We start from the raw sequence: 18,132 nt of genomic DNA, 5'->3' as shown, positions 1-18,132 counted from the left end.
TATGAAAGTCCTCTATTTCGGAAATAATCTCTTTTCAAACTGTTTAACATTTATGGTTAACCAAGGCTTTAGTGTTGAAGCTGTTTATATTAATGATGTAGAGGAAAACGCAAGTATCGTTAAACGAATTTGTGGCATACATAAGATAATGACACATTCTTTAAGACCGACTAAAGAAGAACTTGATGAATATATAAAATCTGGAGTAACTCTTTTTGTCGTTGCTGACTATGGATATAGACTGCCCATAACAGATATAAAATATGCCTTTAATATTCATCCCTCACTTTTACCTAAAGGTAGAGGCCCTACGCCATTAACTTACATTGTGGATCTACCAGAATTTGCAGGTGTAAGCATACACAAAATCACATATATGCTTGATGGCGGAGATATCTTACTCCAAGAACAATTTGAAGTAGGACAAAATGAATCCATTTCCTCCTTAATGGTGAAGTCAAGCTTACTTGCGGAATCTTTACTGCAAACCTTGTTAAATGATCTCGAAACTATCTATGAGAGTGCTACGCCACAACAAAAACGATTAGCTACTTATTGGAAGCAACCTAGTATAGAAAGGAGAATCATGTCGTGGCTCAATGATACTCAACAATTTAGGCAAGCAATACGTCAATATGGGCATTTTGGCATCTTAATAACAATTTATGAAGAGCTTTTTATTGTCAGCCAATTAGAGGTGGCCGATTTCAAACATGACTACAAGCTAGGCAGCATAATTTTTGAAGACCAAGCGCTGATTAGTGTGGCTATGAATGGTGGCTTTGCTGTTGTTTTTAAAAGTTCTATGGTGCTAGTAAACTCAGCAGTACTAGAGTAATTCGTATATTAAAAGTGTGTATAAAATGTTTTGAAGCAGACTTTAAGGGCTAGGTTAGAACGTAGGTTTTAGTTCAAACTTTGACTAAGATCATAAAATTATTTTCATTTAGGGCCTAATATTGTTGGTGATAAATAAGGAATTAAAATGTTTGGACTTTTCAAGTGGTTTAAAATAGTGGTAATTACTCTGTTGCTTACGCAGCATGGCTTTGCTATTGCTAAACCAATGAATTGTGAAGAGCATCATAATGGCTCATCCGACACGCATATTATACAACCAAGCAAAAATATGCATCATCAATCAATGATTGACAATAGTCACTATCACACTGAAAATTCGCAAGACTCTAAACACCTTCATGGTGATGAAGACTGTGAAAAATGTAAAGCTGGTGATTGTGTTTGTTGTGAAGGCGGTTTTTGTACAAGCTTTCATTTAAATGCCTATCTTGTGGAAGCGCAAGACGAAGGTATTTGCAATATTCACTCTGAGCTACTTCTACAGCGTACACCTCTACCAAAACCTGGTATCCATCTCTTACTTTATCGTCCACCAATTATTGGCTAATCACAGGATCAGTGCGTCTTTTTTTCGCCACTCCCATCAAAAATAGAATGACTTATTCATTGATTTAAATAATCAATTGTTTTGAACGATTAGTACGATATTTGGAAAGGCATTATGAAAATGCTCAAGTTATTGCCATTTACAGTAATTAATACTGTCGATTTTGGCCGAGATTCCTCTTTTTACCAAAAATTAGTTTTTAGCTTTTGCATTATTAATCACGAATAATCACTTGACCTGTGTCTTAGGCACAGGTCTAAGCTGTAGGTGAGATTACAAACTTAGGTTAAGAACTAAGGAGTGAACATGAAAGTTGCAGAGCTGGCAAAAAGCCTTGGAACGACTGCTGATACGGTGCGCTATTACTCGCGATTGGGATTGTTAAAACCTGCTAAGTCAGTGAATGGCTACAAGTTATACTCGAATAAAGAAGTATCGAGACTTAAATTCATTTTAAGTGCCAGAAACCTTGGTTTTTCCGTTGCAGATATCAAGCAAATTCTTAATGAATCTGAAGATGGTAAAAGTGCATGTCCATTAGTCAGAAGTCTTATTAAAGAGCGGCTTGAAGAGACAGAAAAACAGTTTCAAGCAATGTTGGCACTTCGAGGAAAAATGTCTTCAGCTCTTTCTCAATGGGAAGAAATGGAAGACAAAGCACCGACTGCAAACATGGTTTGTCATCTCATCGAAAATTTTGAACAAATAAAAAAGGCATAGGAGGAAAAATGGTGACTACTAATACAAATATTGAAACCGAATCCGGCTGTTGCTGTCAGTCAAAAGCTCAATCCTCTTCGTGTAAAAGTAAGGAGAATACGTTGGAGAAAGTATCACATAACCAACAGCTCATCATTGAAGGAGCTGGGTGTGCTAGCTGTGTAGGCAAAATTGAAGGGGCGTTAAAGGCAACTTTTGGTGTAGTCAGTGCGGAAATGAATTTTGCTGATAGGACTGTAATAGTTTCTGGGACAGCTAAAACAGAAGAATTGATCAAAGCTGTTGAGTCTGTGGGGTATAACGCGAAGCCAATTGATGATAGCTCTGCAACAGATGCGCTTGACGAGAAAGAAGCGGCTGATTGGGCATATTATAAAAAGCTAATGCGCGATACATTTATTGCCCTTTCACTCGGTGTTCCTTTGATGATCTACAGTATTGTAGTTGGAGAAATGACGGTTGAAACCAACCTTGAACGCATGTCTTGGCTGCTTGTAGGCATTTTAACTTTTGGTGTTATGTATTTTTCAGGTAAGCATTTTTATGTTGGCGCTTGGAAAAGCTTTAAAAATCACTCCGCTAATATGGACACTCTAATAGCTTTAGGAACAGGTACAGCTTGGTTGTATTCGATGGTTGTCGTGTTTGCACCTGACGCCGTTCCATTGATGGCACGGCATGTTTATTTTGAAGCTACCGCCATGATCATTGGCTTAATTGATTTAGGTCTAGCATTAGAAATAAAAGCCAGAGGTAAAACCTCTGAGGCCATTAAACGTCTTATCGGCTTGCAGGCCAAAACGGCAACCGTAGTTCGTGATAACAAAGAGGTTCAGATTGGTATTGAGCAGGTTTTACTGAATGATGTTGTAAAGGTAAAACCGGGCGAAAAAATTCCCGTCGATGGTGTGGTATTGGAAGGCCACACCTCCATTGATGAGTCCATGCTGACAGGCGAACCCATGCCTGTTGAAAAAGCTGAAGAAGATGAGGTTGTCGCTGGTACTTTGAACAAATCAGGCATGATTTTATTTAGAGCGACACGCGTTGGTAAAGACACGGCGCTTGCACAGATCATCAATATGGTCAAACGAGCGCAAAATTCAAAACCGCCGATTGGCCGCTTGGCCGATGTTATTTCAGCTTTTTTCGTTCCTGTTGTCATGATCATCTCTGTGTTAAGTGCGCTAGCATGGCTTAACTTTGGACCTGAGCCTGCAATTGCTTTTGCCATCGTTTCAGCAACTACCGTACTCATTATTGCCTGTCCGTGTGCTTTGGGCTTGGCAACGCCTATGTCTGTTATGGTCGGAGTAGGAAAAGCAGCAGAAGCAGGAGTGCTAATTCGAAACGGTGAAGCACTGCAAACCGCCTCTAAAATCACTGCCATGATTTTAGATAAAACGGGCACTATTACTGAAGGGGCACCTAAGGTAACCGATATTGTTTTGGCAAAAGCTACTAACGAAGAAGGCGTACTACAGCTTGCAGCAAGTTTAGAAAGCGGCTCAGAGCACCCTTTAGCGCAAGCGATTGTTGAAAGTGCGTTAGCGCACGATATTGAGTTACTAAAAATTGAAGCCTTTAACGCCATCACGGGTTTTGGTGTAGAAGCAAACTGCAACAATAAAGCCCTGCTTTTCGGTAACGATAAACTAATGAAGTTAAAAGGCGTAGACCTCACTGGCTTTGTTGGAAAAGCCCAGTCTTTAGCAAAAGAAGCTAAAACACCTATGTATTTTGCTGTTGATGGTGAGCTTGCCGCAATAATTGCTGTTGCAGATCCAATCAAGTCAGACTCAATCTCTGCTATCCAACGTCTTCAGGCCAATGGTATACGCGTCATCATGCTAACGGGGGATAACAAGGAAACCGCTGCCGCTGTTGCCAAAAAAGCGGGCATTAGCGAGTTTTTTGCTGAAGTGCTGCCAGAAGACAAAGCCAACAAGGTGAAAGAGCTACAAGGCAGTGGCGAAATCGTTGGTATGACAGGTGATGGCATCAACGATGCTCCGGCGCTAGCGTTAGCTGATGTTGGTTTTGCTATAGGCACAGGTACAGACGTTGCGATTGAAAGCGCAGATATTACCCTGATGCGTGGTTCACTTCATGGCCTTGCTGATGCCATCGCGGTAAGCAAAGCGACTTTACGAAATATCAAACAAAACTTGTTTGGCGCGTTTGTCTATAACGTAGCCGGGATTCCTTTTGCTGCGGGGGTTCTATACCCCTTCTTTGGCATTCTGCTTAGCCCTGTAATTGCTGGTGCTGCAATGGCGTTTTCGTCATTGACCGTAGTGTCAAATGCAAATCGACTTCGCTTTTTTAAAGCCCAAAACTCATAGAAAGTAAGCATTTGGAGAATCACAATGATGATAATTAACTTATTAGGCTTAGTGTTAATTGCAATGATTGTTTGGTGGTTTTGGCTATACAAACCCAATAAAACAATTGTTCAAGATAGTGAAGTACTCATTGAAGTGAGGGATGGCGTGTATTCACCATCCTCAATTCAGGTGTCTGCTAGCCAGCCTGTCACTCTGAAGTTTATGCGCAAAGATCAATCACCCTGCGCTGAAACAATGCTTATTCCATCATTGGAGATAAGTGAGCAGCTTAAATTAAATGAAATTACTCAAATTACCTTATTGAACTTATCACCGGGAGAGCATGAGTTTCATTGTCAGATGCAAATGTATCGCGGTGTCTTAAAAGTCGTTTAGGAGGCCAACATGAAAAATGAGCACCCTAAATTTTGGTTTACACCCACAGGTTGGGCTGCATTGGTGCTTATTGCCGCAGCCACCTATTTTTTAATCTTTGAACATGGACAACATGTTCTGCAATTTCTTCCCTATTTAATTTTGCTGTTATGTCCTTTGATGCATGTATTTATGCATGGCAGTCACGGCAAACATGGTCACGATCATTCACATGCGCCTGATGACAAAAAGGAAGAGAGCTTTCAAGAACTCACGGATAAAAATGAAGCCTATCGCGATGGCTACATACAAGGGTTAGAAAAAGGACGCAAGGAATTGCATAAGAAGGAGAACAGTGATGAATGAGACATATGATTATGGCTTATGGTCAATGGTGATACTGAATTCAGCAATTTTTATCTTTTTTGCCTTTAGTTTTGTAAAACCAAAAACATCAACTGATTGGCGAAGCCTAGGAGCGTTCTCCGCCTTTATTGTCGCCCTATTTACTGAAATGTATGGCTTTCCTTTAACTATCTATTTTTTGTCTGGATGGTTAACTGAAAATTACCCAGAAGTTAACTTCTTTGCGCATGAAAATGGGCACTTATTACATACTTTCTTTGGTTTGGAAGGTGATGCCCATTGGGACCCATTTCATATAGCGAGTATGGTGTTTATTGTGGCAGGTTTCTTTATGTTGTCTTCAGCATGGAACGTATTGCATCACGCGCAAAAACACCATCAATTGGCTACTACAGGATGGTACGCGAGGTGTCGTCACCCACAGTACGTAGCTTTCATTCTAATCATATTCGGCTTTTTATTGCAGTGGCCGACCATCCCAACACTTGCGATGTTTCCAATCTTAGTCGTTGTTTACGTCAAGCTAGCGAAACGCGAAGAGACACAAGCTATTGCCGAGTTTGGTTCGGAGTACCATAGCTATATGGAATCGACACCAAGTTGGATTCCAAATTTTAATAAGAACATAGAAGGTAAAAATCATGAAAATGTTAGGTAAATCAATTTTATTTGTCAGCTCACTATTGGCGGCCACAAGCTTATTTGCTCAAAAAAATGAGAATAAACATGAAGGTGCGAACAAATCGGATATGCATCAAGGCATGGCAATGTCGCATGAGAACATGGGAAAAATGCATTCAAAAATGATGGAAATGAAAAAGGAAGTCCATGCCATTAAAGCTGAAAAAGATCCTGAAAAGCAACAGCAGATGATGGCTGAACATCACCGCTCAATGATGAAGATGATGCAATCCATGCACAAAAACATGGAAGCAATGCCAATGCATAAGCAAATCAAGATGGCTGAACATCATCTGGAAATGATGGAAAACATGATGCCACAAATGAAATACAAAATGGCAGAAATGAAAGACAAAAAACAACAACACTCGCACTCACATTAGGAGATAAATTATGAGCGATTTAGATCATAGAGTTGGCGTTAGAGAGCAGAATTTAGTTGTTCGAAATTTAAGACTAAGTAATGTCACAGAAGAAAACTGTGACGAGTTAGTAAAAAAAATTGATCAGCTTTTTGGTATAGATGAAGTCAGTTACAACATCAAAGAAGGTGAAATACACCTAGCATATGATGCGGCAAATATAAACCTTGATGGGATTGAGGAAGTTATTCGCAAACATGGTGCCGATGTTCATGATGATTGGTGGACGCACACTAAAGAAAGTTACTACAAATTTGTTGATCAGAATGTTAAAGACAACGCTGCTCATAAACCGTGGAGTTGTCACAAAGTTCCTCCGGGTGCAAGCCGGATAAAATAAGTAAGCTTCCAAAGAGCTTGCTCAGTTAATAAGTTAGATGAGGAAAAAATGATGAAAACATCCAATATGAAAATTCTTTTGCTTGTTGTATTCGGTATCTTTTTAGCAGGCTGTTCGAATACTGCGTTTTATCACAAAAATATGATGAGGGGCCAAGTGGTTGAGCAGTCTACTGATCGAACTCTGATTTGTATTGGTGCCAAACATGGTGCAGAGGTTGGACAAAAATACAGTGTTATTAGATTCCATGAAAGAATAGTATTGAGTGAAGGTGAAGATCCCTACACTATCGAAAAGGTAGGAACGGTACAAATTACTAAAATTGTGAATGATCATTTCGCAACTGTAAAGCTAGTGTCTGGTGACATTGCAGCGAAAGATATGGTGGAACTTGAAAACTAATAAAGTGGTGGCGAAAGCCACCACAAGAGCATAACAATAAAACTTAATGAAAAAACTTTAGTGTTATTTTGTACAACCTTTGATATTGTTTGCTCAGTTCTGGTTATCTTGATGTCAGTACGACAGAAAAAATGTTACATATGAATTAGAAAGGTGTGGGCTGGCATCCTAGGTCTAATCTTAACAGTTAAGGGGCCGCCGAATAGAGCTATACCTTTACATCAGCAGCATAATCAATGCTCCCGCGATCATAAATAAGTTTTCAGATAGCGATACAAATCCAAGTGGCACACTGCTATCGCCGCCTACACAGGCACACTTTAACTGGCGTTTGTCGATGTAAACGGCTTTGAAAACTGAAATTGCTCCAACTGTGCCGATAAACAATGAAAATGGTGCCACTGCGAGAGGCTGTAGTTGGGCAACCATACCAATACCTGCATATGCTTCAATGAAGGGATAAATATAACCATATCTTATCCATCTCATCGCTAGTAAATCATAAGTAATAAACGAATTTGTGAAACTGTATAGGTCTTTCAGTTTTTGCACCGCTAAGAGCGTCATTGAAAAAGCGTATCCGTCCGGTGATCACCGCCTAGCCTTTAAAGGGGTTTTGCGCCCATCCCCTCGAAATTAACCTTAGCTTGAATTTTCACGCTTAGAGTAACTTTTCGTACCATTGGACTTCACCCCTTGAATAACACAGTTTGTATTATTTAGCCCATCCCCTCGAAATCGGCATTAGTATTCTTAAGTAATAATACACAGTGGTAAACTATCTTATGAAAAGTTTACCACTTTAGTCGCTTAAATCGGCTTTATGGTAATGTTAAGCAGTTGACTGGTAAACATTAACCTCATTGATTAAGGTATGCTGATTAAAAATAACAAGAAAGGCTTACCACTATTTCTTCATCAAACACCAAGCGTATACAAATTCTCAGCGAATCAGAAATCAACGAACTCTATGCCTTACCCAATTTTAACCGTAAAGATCGTGATGATTATTTTTCGTTAGATAGTGAAACTCAAAGGCTCGTCAACGAATTAAGACGTATTGAAACCAGAGTGTATTTTATCTTACTGCTTGGTTACTTTAGGTCACGGCCAATAGTATTTAATTTCTCATTTACTCAAGTCAGTAATGATTTAGATATGTAAGATCCAAGTATTTCAGCGATAAAGATATGTCTCTTGAGGATTTATCACCAACAACAAAAACTAAGCTGATTAATAAGTTATTAAAATATACAGGGTTTACAGCATACCAAAGCAAGTTAGATAAAGAGCCGCTATTAAAAAGGCTTAACGATGTTGTAAAAATCAACCTTGAACCAAGGTATGTTTTTGATGAATGTATTGCTTATTTTGGTCAAAACAGAATAGCGCTAGCTGGTTATACAACGCTGCAAGACACTATTTCTACGGTATTATCAAATGAGCGTAACCGAATTGAAATGGTGCTGCTTGATAGTTTGTCTTCAGGTACCAGAAAAACATTACTTAAATTACTTGAGTCAAATAATACCTTTACTGACTTAGCCAAGTTAAAGAAAATGGCTAAGGACTTTTCAACGAGCCAAATCACCCAAGAGCTGAAGACGCATAAAATTATACGCTCGCTTTATCCAGAAATTAAGTCACTGATTGCTGAACTGGAGCTATCACCTAAAAATCTTGAATACTATGCTTCACTGGTAAAGCACAAGTCCGTTTATAAGCTTAGAAGACACGCAGATAGCCAAACTATTTTATATCTCGTTTGTTACTTGTTCTTCAGGTACCGAGAGACTAACGACAATCTTGTTGCTGCATTTATTTACTTGGTAAGGAAGTTAACCGAATCAGCTAAAGGCTATGCAAAGCAGCGTATTGTTGAAGATGTAACCATTGTAAGAACCAAATTAAAATCCGCTGGTAGTTTATTAAAGTACTTCATCGATACCGATATGGACGATGATTTAAGCTTTGGTGATGTACGTAAAAAAGCCTTTGAATTGATCCCTGCTGACAGTATTAAACTGTTAAGTGATCACTTAGATAATAACGACTTTGATGGCCGTCAGTACGAATGGCAATTTATTGATAAACAATCCAGTAAAATTAAAAAACTTATCCGCTCATTATTTATGTCTATCGATATTGAGTTCATTCATTTAAAGGATGAACTCCATGAGCAGTATGTTATGGCACATTCTGAACTTAGTGAATTAAAGGCTATCCAAACCATTAACATCGATGTGGTACCTAAACATGACCGAGAGTATTTAGAGGGAGAAAATACCAAATTAATTGCTAATCGATTTGAGTATTTCCTTTATCGTAAAGCCGAACAATTATTTCACAGTAATAGCTTAACGGTGAAAGAAAGCGTTAATAACCGTAGTTTAACGTCAGATCTTATACAACCTAAAGAATGGCAGCAAAAAGAGACAATCATTGAAAACACTGGCCTTGATAAGCTGGCAACACCGATTAACCAAACACTCGCAGATAAGAGCCAACAATTAGAAGTTAAGCTGAAGGAAGCAAGCGAGCATATCTTTAGTGGTGATAATAAGTATGTTGAGTTTATTCCTGGCAAAGCCGAACTCAAGTGGTCAATTCCTAACAGCCGTTGGCAACAAACAATTGAAAACCCGCTCTACAATCAAATTCAACACATGGGTATCGTTGAACTCATGTTGTTTGTTGATCAAAAGACAGGTTACTTAAATTCATTTACACACATATCAGCAACTAAAGAAAAATCACCAGTAAATAAAGAAGATCTGATCGCCTGTATATTGGCAAACGGCACCAATTACGGCCTATATAAAATGGCGAATATCTCTGACCGTTCAATGGGTAAATTACGCAGTGTAGATGATAGTTATGTCAGATATGAAACACTCAAAACGTCTAATGATCAGGTTTCTAATGCTATAGCCACGTTGCCAATATTTGCCTATTACCATGTGGACGATAATCAGTTGTTTTCAAGCATTGATGGTCAAAAATTTGAGTGTCGCATAAATACGTTTAAGGCTCGGTATTCGTCTAAGTACTTCTCCAAAGGTAAAGGTGTTTCAGCATTAACATTGGTTTCTAATCATGTTCCGGTGAGTACGCAAGTCATTGGCGCTAACGAATATGAAGGTCACTTTGCTTTTGACTTACTCTATAACAACTCTTCAGATATACAGCCTAATACCTTATCGACCGATACGCATGGTACCAATAATGTTAACTTCGCTATATTAGATTTCTTTGGTTACACATTCGCCCCTCGATACGCGAAAATGAAAAAGGTGTTTTTTGAGCTATTTGAAGTAACTGAAGAGAACGGAGGCCGTATTCAATTAAAGAAAGATATTAATCATAAGCTAATTGCTGAAGAATGGGACAATATTCAGCATATTGTTTGTTCATTGAGTCGTAAAACCACCACTCAAAGCACAATCATTAGAAAGTTGAATAACGGCAAGAGCCGAAGATTGTCAGCATTGCATGAGTACGACCGTTTAATTAAATCTATTTATGTTTTGGAGTATGTTGATAATTCAACGTTGCGTCATTACGTCCAGCAAGCCTTGAACAGAGGTGAAGCATACCATCAGTTAAAACGTGCTATTACTTCAGTTAATGGCAATAAATTTCGTGGGGGGAATGATTACCAAGTATCACAATGGAACGATTGTGCTCGACTCATTTCAAATTGCATTATTTATTATAATTCCGCGTTACTATCGGCATTTTTACAAATCCAAGAGAGGAACGGTAGGCAAGATGTGGTTGATGTTATTTCTCGGCTTTCACCTGTTGCTTTGCAACACATTAATCTAAATGGGGAATATGCCTTTAATAAAGACCGCAAAGAAATCGACTTAGCTGGTTTACTTAGTGATGTAGAATCAATAAGTTAAAGAATGCCATCTGTTTGTATTTCTAATTCAAAAGGTACTGCGCATCAAAGTGCCATTAAAAATTGGAGGTGTTGATATTCTATATGCTTGATATATACAAGCTAACATTGATAGAAAACAGATAAGCTAACAAGTTTTTAGTCGAGCCATGAACTGTTCTATAATTGTTCTAATTGCAAAACTCTTCAATTTGGTTTGTTACTAGATTTAAAAATACTTTTCTATGCTCGATTTTAGTAAGTAGCAGCTTTTGGATGTCTTCAGGAACTTTTCTTTCTCCTGCATCTATTGCCATTAGTAATGGCTTGATATCAACTACAAGAAGACCTGCCGCCCTTGCTGCTCGAATGAACTTTAATCTCTTTAATGCACATAAGCCGTAAAGTGAATGGCCTGACTTAGTTTTTTCTTCGCAGTGTACTAAGTTCTCAAGAACATAATTTCTTACCGTATGGACAGATGTTTGTGCAGCTAGTGCCAGTTGAGAAATACTCAAAGGAAAATCCAACGCATCATCATCACTACTAATGAACTTATTGATGTCAGGTATCTCTGTCAAAAAACTGACTTCACCAACAGGAATGTTTTCAACCTTAGATTTAATCATGATTTAGCATGCTTCCAATTTGTGTTGTTAATGGAATGCCTTAAGATATCTTGATTACATTCAATCAATTGGCACTCCATTAACATTTCTGTAAGTACATTACCGTTAAATGATTACCCTGCGCAGCAAGATAGCTCTTTAACGTCTTTGCTAAAGGTTTGAGCGCATAACTTCAATCCTTCAACCATCGTCAAATACGGAAATAGTTGACCTGCCAATTCTTCGACTGTCATTTTATTATGAATAGCAAGAGCCGCACTTTGAATCAGTTCTCCGCCTTCATGGGCTAAAATTTGTGCGCCTATCAGTTTTCCCGTGGATTCTTCAGCTACCAACTTGATAAAACCATCCGTTTCAAAATTTGCTAAAGCTCTTGGTACGTTTTCCATATCAAGTACACGACTTATCGTATTTATTCCTACCGCTGAAGCTTGTACTTCGGTTAGACCTACCGTAGCAACTTGTGGGTCGGTGAATATAACAGCAGGCATGGTAGATAAGTCGAGTTGCGCATTTCCACCTGTCATATTAATTCCAGCCCTACTTCCGGCAGCAGCAGCAACATAAACAAATTGTGGCATATTGGAGCAATCTCCAGCGGCATAAATGTTAGCTGTTGATGTTTCCATCATACTATTAACAACAATGGCACCACTTTTATCTGTTTCAACACCAACATTTTCTAAACCAAGCTTTCCAGTATTTGCATGGCGACCCGTAGAGATAAGCAATTTTTCAGCGATTAATGTTCCTTCGTTAGTTTCCAATGAAAAACCATTGCTATCATAAGAAACATGACTTGCTTGCGTATTATTAAGTACCCTAATACCTTCTTTTTCAAAGCACTCTGCCAGTTTTTCACCTAATAACGGATCTTCAGCATATAAAAGGGTATGTCTGGCTAGAATTGTCACACGGCTACCTAAACGGGCATAAGCTTGCGCAATTTCCAGAGCAACAACGGAGGAGCCGATGACAACTAGACTACTCGGTAACTCTTCTGCAAATAAGGCTTCTGTTGATGTCCAATAAGGTGTATCAACTAAACCCTTAATTGGCGGAATGCTTGGTGTAGAGCCTGTTGCAATTAAAATGCGATCTGCAACCAGCTCTTCTTCACTACCATCAGACTTGTGAACTAGCAAGGTATTTTGATTTTTAAAACGTGCATAACCTTTAAGTAAAGATAGCGCGGGATTACTCTCTAAAATACGTTGATATTTAGCATCGCGTAGTTCTTCGACGCGAGCGTTTTGCTGATGTGCTAATAAGGAGCGGCTAAGTTGTGGCTGAATATTTTCTAAACCATCAAACGGGTTAGTACGTTGCTGATGCGCTAATTGCGCAGCACGGATCAATATTTTTGAAGGAACACAGCCGACATTTACACAGCAACCTCCGATTACATCGGCTCCTTCAATGATAGTAACTCTTGCTCCGCCTTCTGCTGCTTTAATCGCACTGGCAAAGGCCCCTGAACCACTACCAATAATGGCTACATGTAATTGTTCTGGCTGGATGTCATTTGACGAGCAACAACTATTCGTTGACATATTTTATTCCTCTTAAAAAGTTAAGCGGTACAAGTTTCATCATCACAGCGTTTATTCGCAGGAGAAACCATGTCCCAAATTGATACAGCAACCATTAGTCCTAGCCCCGTATAAGTAACGTATGAACTCCACCCGTACTGGAACCAAGGGTATAAAGAGAGTAAAACCAAAATGGGGCCAATTGAACCGATAAAACTACGGTGCCATTGACGATGGCTAAACCAGCCTAAGATATTCATTGCCAGCGCTAATACTGCAAACAGTGGTAACAACGTATTGATAAATACCCCTTCCCACTGACTAAGAAATCCCATCCCAATTGCCGCACCAAGACTAGCTATCGCGGGAAAACACATGGCGCATCCCATTGCCGAAACAAGTGCACCTATAGAGCCTGCTTTATCTCCGATACGCGTAACTAGTTCTAAGGGGCTAAACATTACTTATTTTCACTTTTTAAATTTGAAGGGTAGCCAGCGTTGGTAGTCGCTGCAATTAATGCATTGATGTTAGTTTTAGTGTCATCAAAAGAAACAACAGCTAGCTTAGGCTTGTAGGTAACTTTCGCATTTTCAACGCCATCAACATTTTCTAATGACTTTTTAACTGTGATTGGACATGTCGCACAGTTCATCGTTGGCACTTCCAGTGTAACTGTTTTTACTTCAGCAAAAGCACCAAAACTAGAAAGTGAAAGCAGTGCGGTTAATAATAATTTTTTCATAATTAGCTCCAAATTTTAAAATGTTATAAATTTCTTGATCTGTATATTAAGCAAACAAAAGTATCCAATAATTACTGGTCACTAAAATTGTCGCAACTATAGCGCTCAGCCAGAAAATGACTTTTCGTTGTTGCTGTTTCTTAGGAATTGCACAGGCCGTTCCCGGCTCACACTCTTCTACAGGACGGTAAATTTTCCAACCTGAGTAACCAAACAACAACACTACAAATGCGATAAATAATGGCCTATAGGGTTCAAATGCAGTTAAATTACCAATCCATGAGCCACTTACCCCAAGTAATAACAGGAGCAAAGGACCTACACAGCATACGCCTGCGCCTAATGCTGCTATGATGCCTCCTATCATTGGAAGGTTTGATTCTTTTTGATTCATATAGATACCTCATTAAGTGATAATGCAAGTGTATTGCATGTACCTAAGTACGGAGTCAAGGGTGATTTATAAAAAATTTATCTTTGATAATCTGCTACGACAGATACGGGGAATAAGCTAACTTGAATTAAGGCGCAGAAGTAAAATTGGATATGCTGTTTTAGTGGGAAATGGTAGTTAAGTGAATCATTTACTTCGGTTGCAACGAATCAATTATTGGGCAGTGGCTATCGTCATCATTATTTTGGCATTGTCCTAAATGTTCTTCCAAAGCGTGTTCTAACAACAACAAGTCAGCCATCTTTTTTTGTACTGCGATCAGCTTTTTATTAGCTAATTCTTGTACTTTACTACATGGACTATCGTTTAACGCAAGTAACCCTTCAATCTCATTTAGCGTAAAACCTAATTCTTGAGAACGCTTGATAAAATGTATTCTATTTACCGTTTCTTTCGGGTAATGTCTATAGCCCTGCATAGGCTTTGGTGGTTGTTTAATTAAGCCTTTGCGTTCATAAAAGCGAATTGTTTCGACATTTACACTCAGTTCTTTAGCCAACATACTTATGGTTCGTTTAGACACGTTATCAATTACCTTACTGACTTTTTGTTTACTTACTTTATATCTAATTAAAGTGACCATCAATGAATACCAGTTTAAACATCGCTAATTGATTTTGTTTTTTCTTCTATTAAATAAGTAAAGTTACCGTTGTTACAACAATATTAAACCACAACAATGTATGGTTTATCCTTTTTCATTATCAAAGTCCAAATTAGTGTTATTACATGCAGTTCTACATGAGTACACCCTAAAGATACTGTTAATATATCACAGGCAATTACGTAATGACACCACTTAAATAAACCTATATGATATGACACCATCTAAATAGACCTAATTAGGCAAAAATGTTCATAAGAGCATATTTACGAGCATCAACTTCTGAGCAAGATGCAAATAGAGCAAAAAGCTCATTAAAAAAATTCGTTTCTGGCTTCAGCAAACGAATTGCTTCTTTTTATATAGAAAATAAATCTGGTAATTCTTTAGATAGACCAAAGCTAATTCGTTTATTGGATGAATCAGAGTCCGGTGATGTTTTGTTAGTTGAATCAATCGATCGTTTAACAAGGCTAAGCCCTGATGATTGGAAAACTCTTGTAGCCTCAATAAATGAAAAAGGAATTAGTGTTGTTAGTTTAGATCTACCAACCAGTCATTTAACATTTGGCAGTTTTCCAAGTGATGATTTTATGAGATCAATACTTAGTGCTATTAATAATATGCTGTTAGAAATATTAGCGGCCAGTGCATATAAAGAATATCGAGAACGTGAACGTAAGCAAAAAGAAGGTATTGTAAAAGCACAGCAAAAGGGACTTTATCACGGTCGTCAGCCTGATTTAGAGGCTCATGATAGGATTGCCTCGTTTACTGAAGCTGGATTTAGTATTAATAAAACGGCTGAAGCAGTTGGAGTTAGTCGAAGTACGGTAATTAGAGTTAGAAAAAAGCTTAAAAATTTAGACTAAGGTTAATTTCGAGGGGATGGGCGCAAAACCCCTTAAAATTCCACGGTAATAGACTATCGATATCAGGTGTTGATTGGCACAGCTCATCTAAACACGCGGTGATGTAATCGTATGGCGCTAAGCCGTTGGCTGTTTCGATGATGCTGTAAAGTATCGCGCTTGCGTTAGCACCTGTTGCTGTTTGGCTAAACAGCCAGTTCTTACGGCCTATCACAAACGGTTTGATGGCTCTTTCTGCACGGTTGTTGTCGATACTCAGTCGCCCATCATTAATGTACTCAATGAGTTTCGGCCACTGGTTTGCCATGTAATTGGCGGCATCAATGAGTTTACTATTACCAACAAGGTTTGGCTGATGTTTTTCAAGCCACTGTTTGAGTTTATCGAGTATCGGTTTACTCTGTGCTTGTCGAGTCTGGTAACTCTCATCCGCTGATTTATCTTTCAACCGTGACTCTATCCCATACAGCTTTTGTATTAAGCTGAGCACCACATCAGCTTTGCCTGTCTTATTTTTCCCTTGCAGCTTTTTCGCTTCAATGAATTTCCGACGTGCGTGCGCCCAGCACCCCACAAGACTGGCCTGTGTCTTTTCATAAGCTTGATAACCATCAACATGTAAGTACCCTTGATAGCCATCAAGATAATCCATCACGCAGGCGGCTGCGCGACTAGTGTGGTAGTCGTAAAGCACGATGTTAGGGATGGAGCTGTCGGGTTTAGGTGGGTCAGCACCTGAGCAGTACACCCACATGTAACTATTCACTTTATCTGATTTCACCACATTGACCGTGGTTTCATCAGCGTTAAGGAGTGGTTGCTTGAGTAATTCTTCTTTTAACCGTTTAACCAGCGGGGTAAACAGCGCTGCTGACTTAATCACCCAATCGCTCATGGTTTTGCGGCTCAGCTCAATGCCGTAGAAGAAGAATACACCTCGGAGCAGCCGTCAGAAACGGAAGAATCTACAGTCACAAAAATTGACCTTTCAAAATTACAAGAGCTTTCTAATACATCAAGGATGAAGTTGTCATTTGAAGTTGAGGAAAAAGCCCTCAGTTACCTGTCAAAGGAATATGGGCGCATTGAAAGAGGCGTGCGCTTTAGAAAGGGCAATCAATCAGTTGAATTCGATGGGGTTGTTACAAATGGACGAGATAAAGCAGACACTATTTTTGAGGTCAAGTGGACCCGAAATCCTGATCATGCTTTTATGTTTATTAATCAATCCATCCGACGGTCTAACGATCAAGTGAATTCTTACTCCTCAATTACTGGTAAAAAGCCCACCTTTAATTTGGTTGTTGTTACAAATACTAAAACCAGTATTGGCACAGATCGTTGGGAGAAATTAAGGGAAAGGGCAGAAGAAGTTGGTGTAAACCTAATCAATTTGAGCCTAAAAGAGATAGGGTTCGAGGTTACACATGAAATCGCCTAACAAAGCCATTAAACTCGCTCTCTACTGTCGCCGGACGCGATGAGGAAATAAAGAGGTATCATGGCAAAAATTAAAGATAGATTAGCTAAAATAATTCGTGATAAACCTAGAGTGTTGACCCGAGCAATATTTTGGAAAATCCCTCATAACACCTCAGAAGACGAAGTTTTCTTGAAGCTTGGTCGGTATAATAAGCCAAAGGGTTGGCTTGATAGTGAAACACTAGAATTAGATAGTCCCAAAAGTGAACTTACGCTGGGTAGTGAAGAGTTCAGTAATCTCATAGATTTCATTTCAACAAATTACGAACCTTTCAAGCAGGGGACGAAAGCTTTTTTGCCTTTAGATAACCCGTACGACACATCAAATGCAGAGCAGTGTTAGACGACTTGGGGACAAGAAAACCTTCGATGATAAAAACGCCATATCGATTGCACAACCTCTCTGCGAAGCAATAATGTCGATGACCGCTCGTACCCGTTTATCCTCAGGGCGCGATGAAAGCGCAGGACTATAGACTAGCCCTACCGCTTTATTTACTGTTTTCCACACTTTGTCGATATCGACGTCAGTAAATAGATGCTGAGAAATGGATCCCAATTCTTTGCTAGTAAGCGGCAGAGTATTAATTCCATCACTCCTGGCTTGACGTAAGGCTTTGAGAAATTGTTGGTTTTGCCTATCTTCAGGCTCTAAATAGATGACTACAATCTGATTGTCCTGTGCCAAAACCTTGTGAGGGACATCTTCGAAAATCACAATACATTGTCCGGTGTGAATACTTTGTACCTTGTAATCTTGAACTGTAGTGGTCAATAAAATTTGGCCACAGTTTTAGAATCTTGATATCTAACCTCAGATTCATTTGGCGCTAAACCGGCATTATAATGATGCGGCCTAACGTTGTTGTAATATCCGTTGATATAAT

Annotated in this window: 21 protein-coding genes and 3 pseudogenes; 15 read left to right on the top strand and 9 right to left on the bottom strand. The window is 39.0% G+C overall.

All coding sequences use genetic code 11. The features are described 5' to 3' along the window. Nucleotide 1 precedes the first annotated feature (1 nt). The 10 genes from H5126_RS18045 to H5126_RS18000 all read left to right on the top strand — a co-directional run bounded on the left by H5126_RS18045 (nucleotide 2) and on the right by H5126_RS18000 (nucleotide 7,041). Nucleotides 2-838: a formyltransferase family protein gene (locus H5126_RS18045; RefSeq protein ID WP_008109649.1), complete on the top strand. Its 837-nt coding sequence runs from the start codon at nucleotides 2-4 to the stop codon at nucleotides 836-838. A gap of 147 nt (nucleotides 839-985) precedes the next feature. After that, nucleotides 986-1,408 (top strand): hypothetical protein, encoded by a 423-nt coding sequence (locus H5126_RS18040; RefSeq protein WP_182720810.1) that lies wholly within the window; start codon nucleotides 986-988, stop codon nucleotides 1,406-1,408. A 306-nt stretch (nucleotides 1,409-1,714) separates the two neighbouring features. After that, nucleotides 1,715-2,128, top strand: coding sequence for a MerR family transcriptional regulator (locus tag H5126_RS18035; protein WP_182720809.1), 414 nt, complete (start codon nucleotides 1,715-1,717; stop codon nucleotides 2,126-2,128). Nucleotides 2,129-2,229: 101 nt separating this feature from the next. Next, nucleotides 2,230-4,473 (top strand): heavy metal translocating P-type ATPase, encoded by a 2,244-nt coding sequence (locus H5126_RS18030; RefSeq protein ID WP_182720808.1) that lies wholly within the window; start codon nucleotides 2,230-2,232, stop codon nucleotides 4,471-4,473. 24 nt (nucleotides 4,474-4,497) lie between these two features. Further along, the gene (locus tag H5126_RS18025) at nucleotides 4,498-4,851 is read left to right on the top strand and encodes a cupredoxin domain-containing protein (RefSeq protein WP_029773135.1); all 354 of its coding nucleotides are present in this window, start codon (nucleotides 4,498-4,500) and stop codon (nucleotides 4,849-4,851) included. Between the two features lie 9 nt (nucleotides 4,852-4,860). Next, on the top strand, nucleotides 4,861-5,196 hold the full coding sequence (locus H5126_RS18020) for a DUF2933 domain-containing protein (protein ID WP_008128023.1): 336 nt from the start codon (nucleotides 4,861-4,863) through the stop codon (nucleotides 5,194-5,196). Continuing rightward, nucleotides 5,189-5,854 carry an isoprenylcysteine carboxylmethyltransferase family protein gene (locus H5126_RS18015; protein ID WP_008128020.1) on the top strand — a complete coding sequence of 222 codons (666 nt, stop codon included), beginning with the start codon at nucleotides 5,189-5,191 and terminating at the stop codon, nucleotides 5,852-5,854. The genes H5126_RS18020 and H5126_RS18015 overlap by 8 nt, the downstream gene beginning before the upstream one ends. Further along, nucleotides 5,838-6,260 (top strand): hypothetical protein, encoded by a 423-nt coding sequence (locus H5126_RS18010; RefSeq protein ID WP_008128018.1) that lies wholly within the window; start codon nucleotides 5,838-5,840, stop codon nucleotides 6,258-6,260. Before H5126_RS18015 ends, H5126_RS18010 begins: the two co-directional genes overlap by 17 nt. Nucleotides 6,261-6,270: 10 nt before the next feature. Continuing rightward, nucleotides 6,271-6,639 carry a hypothetical protein gene (locus H5126_RS18005; RefSeq protein WP_008128017.1) on the top strand — a complete coding sequence of 123 codons (369 nt, stop codon included), beginning with the start codon at nucleotides 6,271-6,273 and terminating at the stop codon, nucleotides 6,637-6,639. Between the two features lie 51 nt (nucleotides 6,640-6,690). Continuing rightward, nucleotides 6,691-7,041, top strand: a complete 351-nt coding sequence (locus tag H5126_RS18000; protein WP_182720823.1) for a hypothetical protein — start codon at nucleotides 6,691-6,693, stop codon at nucleotides 7,039-7,041. Between the two features lie 216 nt (nucleotides 7,042-7,257). Here the strand turns inward: H5126_RS18000 and H5126_RS17995 are convergent. Next, a pseudogene (locus tag H5126_RS17995) lies at nucleotides 7,258-7,617 on the bottom strand (MauE/DoxX family redox-associated membrane protein); the annotation flags it as partial. A 333-nt stretch (nucleotides 7,618-7,950) separates the two neighbouring features. Between H5126_RS17995 and H5126_RS21735 the strand changes: the two are divergent. Both H5126_RS21735 and H5126_RS17985 read left to right on the top strand, forming a co-directional pair. Continuing rightward, on the top strand, nucleotides 7,951-8,205 hold the full coding sequence (locus H5126_RS21735) for a DUF4158 domain-containing protein (RefSeq protein ID WP_182720822.1): 255 nt from the start codon (nucleotides 7,951-7,953) through the stop codon (nucleotides 8,203-8,205). Nucleotides 8,206-8,207: 2 nt separating this feature from the next. Continuing rightward, a pseudogene (locus H5126_RS17985) lies at nucleotides 8,208-10,949 on the top strand (Tn3 family transposase); the annotation flags it as partial. Nucleotides 10,950-11,118: 169 nt separating this feature from the next. Here the strand turns inward: H5126_RS17985 and H5126_RS17980 are convergent. The 6 genes from H5126_RS17980 to merR all read right to left on the bottom strand — a co-directional run bounded on the left by H5126_RS17980 (nucleotide 11,119) and on the right by merR (nucleotide 14,870). Continuing rightward, nucleotides 11,119-11,556, bottom strand: coding sequence for a MerR family transcriptional regulator (locus tag H5126_RS17980; protein ID WP_008110853.1), 438 nt, complete (start codon nucleotides 11,554-11,556; stop codon nucleotides 11,119-11,121). Nucleotides 11,557-11,669: 113 nt separating this feature from the next. Further along, nucleotides 11,670-13,109, bottom strand: a complete 1,440-nt coding sequence (gene merA, locus H5126_RS17975) for a mercury(II) reductase (RefSeq protein WP_008467329.1) — start codon at nucleotides 13,107-13,109, stop codon at nucleotides 11,670-11,672. Between the two features lie 20 nt (nucleotides 13,110-13,129). Next, nucleotides 13,130-13,549 carry an organomercurial transporter MerC gene (merC, locus tag H5126_RS17970; protein WP_008467331.1) on the bottom strand — a complete coding sequence of 140 codons (420 nt, stop codon included), beginning with the start codon at nucleotides 13,547-13,549 and terminating at the stop codon, nucleotides 13,130-13,132. Beyond that, complete coding sequence (gene merP / locus H5126_RS17965) at nucleotides 13,549-13,833, bottom strand: mercury resistance system periplasmic binding protein MerP (RefSeq protein ID WP_008110847.1); 285 nt, start codon at nucleotides 13,831-13,833, stop codon at nucleotides 13,549-13,551. The genes merC and merP overlap by 1 nt, the downstream gene beginning before the upstream one ends. Nucleotides 13,834-13,879: 46 nt before the next feature. Continuing rightward, nucleotides 13,880-14,227 carry a mercuric transporter MerT family protein gene (locus tag H5126_RS17960; protein WP_016899520.1) on the bottom strand — a complete coding sequence of 116 codons (348 nt, stop codon included), beginning with the start codon at nucleotides 14,225-14,227 and terminating at the stop codon, nucleotides 13,880-13,882. A 190-nt stretch (nucleotides 14,228-14,417) separates the two neighbouring features. Next, entirely contained in the window at nucleotides 14,418-14,870 is a 453-nt protein-coding gene (gene merR, locus H5126_RS17955) for an Hg(II)-responsive transcriptional regulator (RefSeq protein WP_008110844.1), read from the bottom strand. Nucleotides 14,871-15,139: 269 nt separating this feature from the next. Here merR and H5126_RS17950 point away from each other — a divergent pair, with 269 nt between their 5' ends. Beyond that, the gene (locus H5126_RS17950; RefSeq protein WP_182720806.1) at nucleotides 15,140-15,763 is read left to right on the top strand and encodes a recombinase family protein; all 624 of its coding nucleotides are present in this window, start codon (nucleotides 15,140-15,142) and stop codon (nucleotides 15,761-15,763) included. Here H5126_RS17950 and tnpC read toward each other — a convergent pair. Beyond that, nucleotides 15,747-16,697, bottom strand: a pseudogene (tnpC, locus tag H5126_RS17945) (IS66 family transposase); the annotation flags it as partial. The gene H5126_RS17950 and the pseudogene tnpC sit on opposite strands and share 17 nt — an antisense overlap. Before the next feature lie 93 nt (nucleotides 16,698-16,790). On the opposite strand from tnpC, the gene H5126_RS17940 reads away from it, so the two are divergent. Further along, nucleotides 16,791-17,204, top strand: a complete 414-nt coding sequence (locus H5126_RS17940) for a hypothetical protein (protein WP_182720805.1) — start codon at nucleotides 16,791-16,793, stop codon at nucleotides 17,202-17,204. Nucleotides 17,205-17,264: 60 nt separating this feature from the next. Next, nucleotides 17,265-17,588, top strand: coding sequence for a hypothetical protein (locus H5126_RS17935; RefSeq protein ID WP_064667425.1), 324 nt, complete (start codon nucleotides 17,265-17,267; stop codon nucleotides 17,586-17,588). Here H5126_RS17935 and H5126_RS17930 read toward each other — a convergent pair. Next, complete coding sequence (locus H5126_RS17930) at nucleotides 17,568-18,020, bottom strand: hypothetical protein (protein WP_182720804.1); 453 nt, start codon at nucleotides 18,018-18,020, stop codon at nucleotides 17,568-17,570. The genes H5126_RS17935 and H5126_RS17930 overlap by 21 nt on opposite strands. Nucleotides 18,021-18,132: the final 112 nt, after the last annotated feature.

This window comes from Pseudoalteromonas sp. SG45-3, from assembly GCF_014164075.1.
In the GTDB taxonomy this organism is placed as follows: Bacteria; Pseudomonadota; Gammaproteobacteria; order Enterobacterales; family Alteromonadaceae; genus Pseudoalteromonas; species Pseudoalteromonas distincta.
This window is presented reverse-complemented; position numbering and strand designations above follow the sequence as displayed.